General features: G+C 58.7%; 10 protein-coding genes and 1 pseudogene. 4 read left to right on the top strand and 7 right to left on the bottom strand.

The features are described from left to right. The 4 genes and pseudogenes from E1N52_RS37750 to E1N52_RS37735 form a co-directional block, all read right to left on the bottom strand. A pseudogene (locus tag E1N52_RS37750) lies at nucleotides 1-183 on the bottom strand (IS256 family transposase); the annotation flags it as partial. Nucleotides 184-534: 351 nt separating this feature from the next. Continuing rightward, nucleotides 535-756, bottom strand: coding sequence for a ClpX C4-type zinc finger protein (locus E1N52_RS45625; protein WP_133189558.1), 222 nt, complete (start codon nucleotides 754-756; stop codon nucleotides 535-537). An 82-nt stretch (nucleotides 757-838) separates the two neighbouring features. Beyond that, the gene (locus E1N52_RS37740; protein ID WP_133189556.1) at nucleotides 839-1,195 is read right to left on the bottom strand and encodes a helix-turn-helix domain-containing protein; all 357 of its coding nucleotides are present in this window, start codon (nucleotides 1,193-1,195) and stop codon (nucleotides 839-841) included. Between the two features lie 5 nt (nucleotides 1,196-1,200). Continuing rightward, nucleotides 1,201-1,503, bottom strand: coding sequence for a type II toxin-antitoxin system HigB family toxin (locus tag E1N52_RS37735; protein WP_133189562.1), 303 nt, complete (start codon nucleotides 1,501-1,503; stop codon nucleotides 1,201-1,203). A 1,035-nt stretch (nucleotides 1,504-2,538) separates the two neighbouring features. On the opposite strand from E1N52_RS37735, the gene E1N52_RS37725 reads away from it, so the two are divergent. Genes E1N52_RS37725 through E1N52_RS37715 form a run of 3 tightly spaced genes read left to right on the top strand, consistent with a single transcriptional unit; the run spans nucleotide 2,539 to nucleotide 3,494 of the window. Then, nucleotides 2,539-2,814: a hypothetical protein gene (locus E1N52_RS37725; RefSeq protein ID WP_133189552.1), complete on the top strand. Its 276-nt coding sequence runs from the start codon at nucleotides 2,539-2,541 to the stop codon at nucleotides 2,812-2,814. A 58-nt stretch (nucleotides 2,815-2,872) separates the two neighbouring features. Then, nucleotides 2,873-3,097, top strand: a complete 225-nt coding sequence (locus E1N52_RS37720) for a hypothetical protein (RefSeq protein ID WP_133189550.1) — start codon at nucleotides 2,873-2,875, stop codon at nucleotides 3,095-3,097. A gap of 25 nt (nucleotides 3,098-3,122) precedes the next feature. Then, nucleotides 3,123-3,494, top strand: coding sequence for a hypothetical protein (locus tag E1N52_RS37715; protein WP_133189548.1), 372 nt, complete (start codon nucleotides 3,123-3,125; stop codon nucleotides 3,492-3,494). On the opposite strand, the gene E1N52_RS37710 is transcribed toward E1N52_RS37715, so the two are convergent. Next, nucleotides 3,484-4,167: a TetR/AcrR family transcriptional regulator gene (locus E1N52_RS37710; protein ID WP_133189546.1), complete on the bottom strand. Its 684-nt coding sequence runs from the start codon at nucleotides 4,165-4,167 to the stop codon at nucleotides 3,484-3,486. The two genes, E1N52_RS37715 and E1N52_RS37710, sit on opposite strands and share 11 nt — an antisense overlap. A gap of 139 nt (nucleotides 4,168-4,306) precedes the next feature. After that, a complete protein-coding gene (locus E1N52_RS37705) occupies nucleotides 4,307-5,293 on the bottom strand; it encodes a WD40/YVTN/BNR-like repeat-containing protein (protein WP_133189545.1) in 987 nt (328 codons plus the stop codon). Between the two features lie 83 nt (nucleotides 5,294-5,376). Between E1N52_RS37705 and E1N52_RS37700 the strand changes: the two genes are divergently transcribed. Continuing rightward, nucleotides 5,377-6,134 (top strand): IS5 family transposase gene (locus tag E1N52_RS37700; RefSeq protein WP_165979543.1). Its coding sequence is split into 2 segments (ribosomal slippage): nucleotides 5,377-5,698 and nucleotides 5,698-6,134, totalling 759 coding nucleotides; the frame shifts between segments, so codons are not numbered across the junction. 7 nt (nucleotides 6,135-6,141) lie between these two features. On the opposite strand, the gene E1N52_RS37695 is transcribed toward E1N52_RS37700, so the two are convergent. After that, nucleotides 6,142-8,505, bottom strand: a complete 2,364-nt coding sequence (locus E1N52_RS37695) for an efflux RND transporter permease subunit (protein ID WP_133189543.1) — start codon at nucleotides 8,503-8,505, stop codon at nucleotides 6,142-6,144. Nucleotides 8,506-8,531 lie beyond the last annotated feature (26 nt).

The raw sequence follows: 8,531 nt of genomic DNA, 5'->3' as shown, positions 1-8,531 counted from the left end.
GCGCCGGCCGTCCATCGTCTTCACATTCGAATATTGCTCAAGCATCGCCGCCAGTTCCGCCTCGATTGCCTGCTGGATGATTCGCCGCGCCCCTTGCTGGATCAGATCGTCCAGGCCAGGTGCGCCTTCAAATTGCGTTTCTGCTGTTTGACCGTTGCTCGTTTCCTGCGTATGTTTCGCCATGGTGGTGGAGTTCGATTGAGGAAGTGTTACCGTGGAAAGCAACATTCTCCTCCAATCGCCACCGCCTTCTCCTGCCTCCTCCCTACGCCGCATACACCAGTTCCGACGATAACTCAGCAGTATCCCAACCAAGCCGCTGGGATTGCGATAATCAACGGCAGCAAATCCTTAAATGTGTCGTAGACCGACACCCCATGGACCAGCGGATTTCGAAGTCTAAAGGTGATTCCAACGACCAGCGCTATTACATACACGCAGATCATCGACAGCACGTTCCGTCTAAAGGTTCGCTTGTTCATGACGTGACCTCGCGATTTTCCTTGTTTAATAGCACCAGTATCGGCTATGCGCTTACCGTTTCCCCATGGCCTTCGCCGCCCAAGCCTTGGCGACGCCGACAATCCTCGGCCTCCGTTCCGCTTGTTCCCCGCGACGCTCAGTGACGATCTCGATACACGTATCTATGCATTCATCGCAAATTGCCGCATCCGCAATACCTCGGACGAGCAGCGCGGCAACATGCTGGCTGTTCCCGCAAAAATCGCAAAGCAAAACGTCATTGGCGCTTTTCATCGTGTACCTTGCAATTCGGCTACCGTCATTGCTGCTGCTCCTGCTTTCCTGTGCCGCGCGTGACGGCATTATTTTCCGTCGGTTATCCGATTAGCACTTCAGCGGGTATTTTCAATTCGCGGTTCAAACGGCGAATCATTGAAAGGCTAAGACCGCGCTTACGATTGAGGACTTCGTACACCCGATTCAAGTTGCCGATATACGGTTGCATGTCGCTGGCCGATAGTCCTGCCTGTTCCATGCGGAATTTGATGGCTTCGACAGGATCGGGAAGATCGAGCGGAAAATGCTCTGCCTCGTAACGCTCCACTAGCGTAGCGAGGATTTCGAGACGATCCCCGTCAGGGGTGCCAGGTTCCGGGTCAACGTCAACAAGACGGGATACGGTTTGCAACGCTTCCTTGTAGTCGCGTTCGTGGTGGATTGGACGAATTTCCATGTTGGCTACTCCAGTTCAACGGTTTCAGCATCGATCCGGTCGTACTCGCCATGTGTTCCGATGAACTTGATATAGACGACACCGATGCGGTAAGCCACTGCGACGATCAGCCGGTAATCGTTCCCCTTGATGTTGAATACCACCCGGTTTCGCCCGACAAAGCTCGCGGAGGCGTATCTGGTCTTGATGTCCTGCGGCGTCATCCAGACGGCCTTTGCCGCTTCCTCATGCCATGCCAGCAGCGACTGTCGAGCCATTGGGTGCCTGTCGCAGAATGCCAGGAGGACTCTTTTCGCAATAACTTTCATGAGAGGCATGATAGTCCCATATTGGGACTATTGCAAGCGGATCGTTTCGTTTCCAGTCGGGCGATGCAGGCAGATTAGGACGGCTCGGGGCGTTGCCCCTGTCGTTGTCGCGAAAGGCGGGTCAAGGCCCGCGTACTGGCCCCGTAGGCGGATCGGCCTTGATGTGGCTGGCCAAGCCGCGCTCCAAGGAGTCCGGGGGCACAGCGGCCACGCCGCCGGAACGTCTAGCGGCGAGCTCCATCGCGTAATATGACTCCATACGCCATTGTACAGTACGTTATGCGTCACATACGCCGCGTGTAGAATGCCCAACGCGTCATGTCTTGCAACGGCCCGGTATTCCGGAAGGCACGACATACGCCACGCCCACGCAGGCTCCCCTCCGCTCGTTCCGCGGTCTGAGTGACACATCGAGGGGGTATAACGCGTGAAAACGAGCCGGCGCATCAGCGCACCGCAGGTCGGCCGGCAGCCGACAGGATCGATCCATGAATCGCAAGGCACTCGTTGTGTTCGCATTGATGGGCTGCGTCACGGGCATCGCTTCGGCGCAAGCCAGTTCCGCCCAGCCCGATCCTTCCGCCGAAGGACTGTCACAGCTTCGCCCGCCGCCGCCCTGTGGCGGGCCGCCGCCCGGCCCGCCTCCCGAGGGCACAAGGCCCGGAAGCGGCAAGCCACCACCGCCACCCGACGGCCCGCGCGGTGCAGGCAGGCCAGACGGCCCACCGCCTGACCTGGCAGCCAGGTGCGGCCCGCCGGAAGGCAAGCCGCAGTGACAACGTTGAGTCTCGTCGCACTGCCGACCCGCGCTGGCCGACCTGGTCACCTGGAACGAACGTGAACCGTTCATCCTCGTTGACCTGGCTGGTGAAGCGACGCTCCGTATTGATCCGGCGCCCGCGTGGTCGCGCAGCACCTTGCAGGCAGTTCTGGATCGCCCCGACGTGAAAGCATTCGTGAGCGGGCACTTCGGCGCCGATGCGTATCTCGGCGGTCAGTGGATCGGCAGTTCGGAGGTCTAAGGAAAATACGACAATGAAGAACCTGCTTTTGGTGCTTGGGTTGTCGATGACGGCCATTCTTTCGTCCACGGCATCCGCGCAGATGCTTGGCATCGATGTTTTTTCTCCGGTCGTCGTGAAAGACACGCGGCGATACCTGGTAGACGTGCAGCCGAATGGAACTGACAAGCGTGCGGTAGGAGGCGAATGGCTGATTCGCAACGGAGCCGTCTGCCATGAAGAAACCTACGGCCCAGCCAGCACGACGGCGAAGGATTTTAAGTGCGACCAACACTGCAACTCGGTATAGGAAAACAAATGCGACACACGCTATTCAGTACAGCACTTTTGTGATAACAGCCGTTTCCATGACAACCGTGCGTGCGCAGGACGCACTAGGCGTCGTGGATCAAACCGCCGATGCAGCCAGCGCGAGGAACGTAGCCCAACTTCAGAAAGATATGCATGAACTGGATGAGAAGTGCCAGCGCCGCGATCGCGGTGAAACAGTGATGTTGAAGCAATGGGAGACAGAAGTTTGTGATGCAAGAAGAGGGGGCGGCGGTCCTGGTATGAGCTGGATGGTCGATTAACTCAGGCACGCACGGTAGAGGAAGCATGTACGAACACCATACCCTGTTGAGTATCGCGGTTGATCTCGCGTTTTTTTGGCTCTGGTTCGCGGTCTATCAATGGGCCGTGCCGACTAGCGGTGCGCGGCGGATCATGGGGATTGCAGGCATGGCAATAGTCTTTGCCGGATATCTTGAACTAAGCGCATCCTTCTTCGCGCGCTGGGACGCATTCAACCGGGCGGTTTATCAGATCGACCGATACCCCGGCAGTCGCATAAGCCGCCACTACCGGCGGGCTGCGATCACGCGTTGGTCCAGATTATTGCTGTATCCGGCATCCACTATCGCTGGCCCCGACTTTGAGGTCGGCTTTAGCCCGGGCTTATATTTCCGATCAGAGTATTTCATGCGTTAGCTAAAGCCAATACCGCTGTCATGAGTTCTTCCTCTATTCCTCGGATATCAGAAGGGAATCTGTTGCGTTGAGGAATTAGCAGCATTAGCCCTTCGATCTGACAACCAATTAATGCGGCGCGGCACATCAACTGCTTTTGGTCCAATTTTGGATTTATCCGCCGGATGAACTGAGCGAGGAGTTTGCGCTCTGCCACGTACATTTCGTCCATCAAGATTCTGGCAAAGTCATGCGTCTGGGCAAGAGCCCAGAAGGCCCCAAATAAACTCTGAACATGCGGCTGCTTGATATCCTCGACAAGGAAACGTACAACCGCGGCGAGTTGGTCACGAGGTGACAACGACTCGTCAAGAAACGTCGAGGTGCTCGTCACATACTGGGTCATCGTCTGCTTGATAACAGCCGCAAGGAGGTCCTCCCTAGTTTTGAAGTAATGTTGCACGTTCGACAACGACATCCCAACTTTCGCGGCGACTTTTCGCATAGTCAGCGCACCGTACCCCTCAAAGGCGATGATCGCGCTAGCGCTTTCGAGCACGCGCGCGACAGTGCTGCGTCCCCTTTCTGTGAGAGTTCTATCCATGGGAGGCAACATAGCGAACTGATCTTGATCAGCGACCGGCGAGTGGTCCGCCACCTGCTTCACCCGATGCGCGTCATTTGAGGTGTTCATCCAATGCCTCTAAGGGAAACCTTTAGATATTCTGAGACATCGAGATGTCGCGCGCAAGCATTTTTAGGTCAATCGACCTCATCTTCAATGGTTCGCCATCACTGCTTCACACTGCGGACTAGATAGCGACTACCTTAGCCTATGGGGCAACAACCCCATCTTTAGCAAATATCACCGGCCTCCCCTGCGCGTCAAAAACCACAGCGGTAAGCCCGTCGTGCCCCGCAATTTTTCGAGCCTGGAACCCCTTTTCCCGATCTCGCGCAAGAATCATGTCCCCATCGAGCGAGACACCGGCAATGCTATCGGCTTCCGCCACAAGATCTGTAATCGACCCATCGGTCCCGGAGGCCACCGGGGTCCACGTGTCCCCACCGTCGATACTTGAAAAGATGTGTCCGCGTAGCCCAGCAACGTAAATCATTCCAGCTCGCGTCATTGTACCGGACCAGAGCGTGCCGTTATAATCTGTCGCTTTCGCATCCCAGGTTTGCCCGTTGTTCTTTGATCGAAGCACAGTTCCACGTTCACCAACCGCGAAGACACTCGAACCGCCTCCAGGGAAGACTGTATATAGATTCAACCCGCCTTTCCCGGCTCCGGAGATGTCCTCTCGCTTGGCAGCTGCCCATGTTTTTCCGCCATCGTTCGTTCGCAGTACGAGTGACCATAGTCCAACCGCCCATCCGTTACTCGCGTCGCGGAACGCAATCGAAAAGAGCGGCTGGTCGACGCCCGCATCCGCGCGTTGCAGATGCCAGTTTTCGCCGCCGTCGTCCGTACGCAGAATGACGCCCCAGTGCCCCGCAGCCCAGCCATGCTGCGCGTCGGCGAACGCGACCGAGGTGAGCGTCGCGTTGGCGGGAACCTCGTTCGCCTGGTGGAAATGCGCACCGTTGTCGTCGGAAAGCAGGATCACTCCGTGTTCGCCGACCGCGACGATGCGGCTGCCCGCGAGCGTTGCGCCGAGCATCATCGATTGGTCCGCGTTCGCAAGATGTTTCGCGCTTGCCAGCACGACCCTGGTTCTGGGCGCAGTGTCCGCAAGTACGTCATTCGTGACATAGAGGCCTGCGAGCACCGCGAGCACTCCGCAGGCTGCCTTCAATTTGATTGCGTCTTTCATGATGGAGTCCTCGTGGCGGACTAGGGTCTGTTTACATTCGATGAAATGTGTTTACATCTTGTCTTTTGCGCGAGCAGGCCAAGATGATTCGAACGTTGTTGAGCGATGAAGTATGGGCACGAATCGAATCCGTCTTGCCAGGCAAAGAAGGCGATCCAGGGCGAACGGCGACCGACAATCGTTGGTTTGTCGAAGCTGTCCTCTGGATCGGCCGGACCGGCTGCCCGTGGCGCGATTTGCCGAAGGCGTTCGGCCGATGGCATACGGTGTACATGCGTTTCTCCAGGTGGCGTCGCAAGGGTGTGTGGGAACGCGTGATCCTCGCCGTGGCCGACGAAACCGAGATCAAGCATGTGTTGATCGATTCGACCATCGTGCGCGCACACCAGCATTCGTCCGGAGCTCAAAAAAAAACGGTCCGCAAGCGCTCGGTCGCTCGCGAGGTGGACTGACCACCAAGTTGCACCTGGCCGTCGATGACGCCGGACGCCCCCTGCGGTTGATTGCCACCGAGGGACAAGTTTCCGATATTTCGTGCGCGAATGAACTGGTTGAGCATTTGCGCACCGGTGCGGTCATCGCTGACAAGGGCTACGACTCGAACGCCTTTGTGGAGAGTATCCGCACTACGCGTGCGAAGGCCGTAATCCCGCCGCGTTCGAACCGCAAGACCAAGCGTCGCTATAGCCGTGTGCTGTATCGGACCCGGAACATCGTCGAACGCTTTTTCAGTCGTATCAAACATTTTCGTCGTGTCGCCACTCGCTACGACAAACTCGCAGGGAACTATCTCGCCTTCGCTTCGCTTGCCTGTGCCTTTGGACCGCTGATGAGAATGTGAACAGAACCTAGTGAGTGAAGAAGCTCGAGCTTTTAACCGCCGAGCGGCGCGGAAAGAGCCGTGTGAGCCAGACGGCGAGCGCCGGCAGCGCCGTCATCGCCATCACTAGGTTCACGATGAACATGAACGCGAGCAGCTTGCCCATGTCCGCCTGGAACTTCAGGGCCGAAAAACTCCAAGTCGCCACGCCAACGGCCAGCGTAATGGCCGTGAAGATCGTCGCCACGCCAACTTCGAGAATCGACTGTTCCACCGCCTTCACCACGGGCACGCCATTCGAGAGATGCAGTTGCAACCGGTTGTAGATGTAGAACGCATAGTCAACGCCGATGCCCACCGCAAGCACCATCACCGGCAGGGTCGCGACCGTGAGCCCGATCTGCAGTTCTTTCATGAACCAGTAACCGATAAAGGTCGCCACCGTGAGCGGCAGACAACACGCGATCACCGCGCGCAGGTCGCGATACGCCAGCAGCACGAGCACGACGATGGCCGCGTAGACGTAGAGCATCATCGGCAGTTCGCTGCGCGCCACTTCGTCGTTGGTGGCGGCAAGCACCCCCGCGTTACCGGCGGCCAGGCGGATCGCCACGCCTTCCAGATGGCTTTCGGCGCGATACTCCTTCACCGCGTCGATCACACGATTGATCGTCGACGCCTTGTGATCCGCGAGGAACAGATGCACCGCGGTCATCTTGCAGTCCTTCGTCATGTAGCCGCGCACGCGGTTGATTTCGGCACTCAGTGCGGCGTAGTTGGTCGGATCGATCGGCACCACGAACATCTTCGGATTGCCTTCGTTATAGCCCTCGTTGTAAGTGCGCAGCATCTGCGGATACGAGCTCACCGACACGACGCCAGGCACGCGATTCATCGAGGCCACGAAATCATCTTCGAATAGGCCCAGTCGCGGGTCGGTGCAGTCGGTCGAGCGAGGCGTCTCGAACACCACCGTGAGCCAGTCGAGGCCCACGTCGTAGCTCGTTGCGATCGCAACGGCATCCGTGTTGAAGCGCGAGTCGGCGCGCAGTTCAGGCGCGCCCGGCTGCAGCGTGCCCACCACCCGATCGCGGCTTTGCCACACCGCCACACCAAAGATCAGCGCGGTCACTGCGAGCGTGATCGCCGCGTTGCGCGGCTCTGCCACGCGGGCCAAAATCCTGAGCCAGTGCGCACGGCGCTCGCGCGCAGCCAATGCGCGATCCGCGTATTCCTTCGTGAAATGCAGGCACGAGGCAACGACTGGCAACATCACGAGGTTCGTCACGATCTTGTAGCCCACGCCGAGCGACGCGGTGATCGCCAGCTCCCGCACCATCGGAATCGGGATCAGCAGGAGCGTGATGAACGACACGAACGCAGTGACGAGCGCAAGCGTGCCAGGAATCAGCAGTCCGCTGAAGCTGTCGCGCGCGGCTTCCATCGGTGTGCGTCCATGCGAAAGCTCGCGTACGATGAAGTTGATCTGCTGGATACCGTGCGAAACACCGATCGCGAAAACGAGAAACGGCACCAGCACCGCGAGCGGGTCGAGACCGAAGCCGAGGATGCGCAGCGTGCCGAACTGCCACACGAGCGAGGTGAGCGAGCATGCGATCGGCAGGATCGTGAAGCGCAGCGAGCGGCTGTACCAGTATACGGCGGCCGCCGTCAGCACCAGCGCCAGTGCACAGAAGACCAGCACGCCGGAGGCGCCGTCGGCAATATCGCCGATCTGCTTCGCGAAGCCGATGATCTGCACCTGGTAGGCGCCGCTTTCATAGGGCTTGCGCAGCTTCTCTTCGAGGATGTGGTTGAAGGCCACGTAGTCGAGCGCCCGGCCGTTCGCGTCGCGCTCGTTCAGCTCCGCCGTCACCATCGCGCTCGTCTGGTCCCGCGAGACGAGCACGCCCGCATAACCGCCGGCCGAGGTCGACTGGCGAATCGCGGAAATCTTTTCCGGCGTGAGGCTTTCCGGTGTGATCGTGCCGTCGATCAGCGGGTCGGCGCGAAAGCCGTCCTCGGTGATCTCGTTGACGAATGAGTTCGGCGTCCACAGCGATTGCACACCACCACGATCGACGTTCGGCAGATAGCCCACAGCCTCCGTGATCTCGTAGAGCCGGGTGAGGCCTTCGCGCGTCCAGATCGTGCCGTTGCGCGCCTTGAGTACGACCGTGATGCGGTTCGCGCCCAGCAGGTCGTTCCGGTACTGTTGGAAGGTCTTGACGTATTCGTGTCCGGTCGGGATCTGCTTTTCGAACCCCGCGTCCATACGCAACTGCAACGCGAACACGGCCATCACGACCGTAAATACCGCAATCACGCCCAGCGTGATCGCGCGATGCCCGAACAGGAACCTCTCGAGCTTGCCCACCAGTCGATTCAACACATTGAGCCCCTCAAAGACTGCGTCCG

Source organism: Paraburkholderia guartelaensis (assembly GCF_004353905.1).
GTDB lineage: Bacteria > Pseudomonadota > Gammaproteobacteria > Burkholderiales > Burkholderiaceae > Paraburkholderia > Paraburkholderia guartelaensis.
Note: the sequence above shows the minus strand (reverse complement) of the source record. Positions and strands in the feature narration are given on the sequence as shown.

Excerpts from the sequence above, each read along its gene's own strand:
- E1N52_RS45625 (WP_133189558.1), bottom strand. The coding sequence starts at position 756 with ATGAAAAGCGCCAATGACGTTTTGCTTTGCGATTTTTGCGGGAACAGC.
- E1N52_RS37740 (WP_133189556.1), bottom strand. The coding sequence starts at position 1,195 with ATGGAAATTCGTCCAATCCACCACGAACGCGACTACAAGGAAGCGTTG.
- E1N52_RS37735 (WP_133189562.1), bottom strand. The coding sequence starts at position 1,503 with ATGAAAGTTATTGCGAAAAGAGTCCTCCTGGCATTCTGCGACAGGCAC.
- E1N52_RS37725 (WP_133189552.1), top strand. The coding sequence starts at position 2,539 with ATGAAGAACCTGCTTTTGGTGCTTGGGTTGTCGATGACGGCCATTCTT.
- E1N52_RS37720 (WP_133189550.1), top strand. The coding sequence starts at position 2,873 with ATGACAACCGTGCGTGCGCAGGACGCACTAGGCGTCGTGGATCAAACC.
- E1N52_RS37715 (WP_133189548.1), top strand. The coding sequence starts at position 3,123 with ATGTACGAACACCATACCCTGTTGAGTATCGCGGTTGATCTCGCGTTT.
- E1N52_RS37710 (WP_133189546.1), bottom strand. The coding sequence starts at position 4,167 with ATGAACACCTCAAATGACGCGCATCGGGTGAAGCAGGTGGCGGACCAC.
- E1N52_RS37705 (WP_133189545.1), bottom strand. The coding sequence starts at position 5,293 with ATGAAAGACGCAATCAAATTGAAGGCAGCCTGCGGAGTGCTCGCGGTG.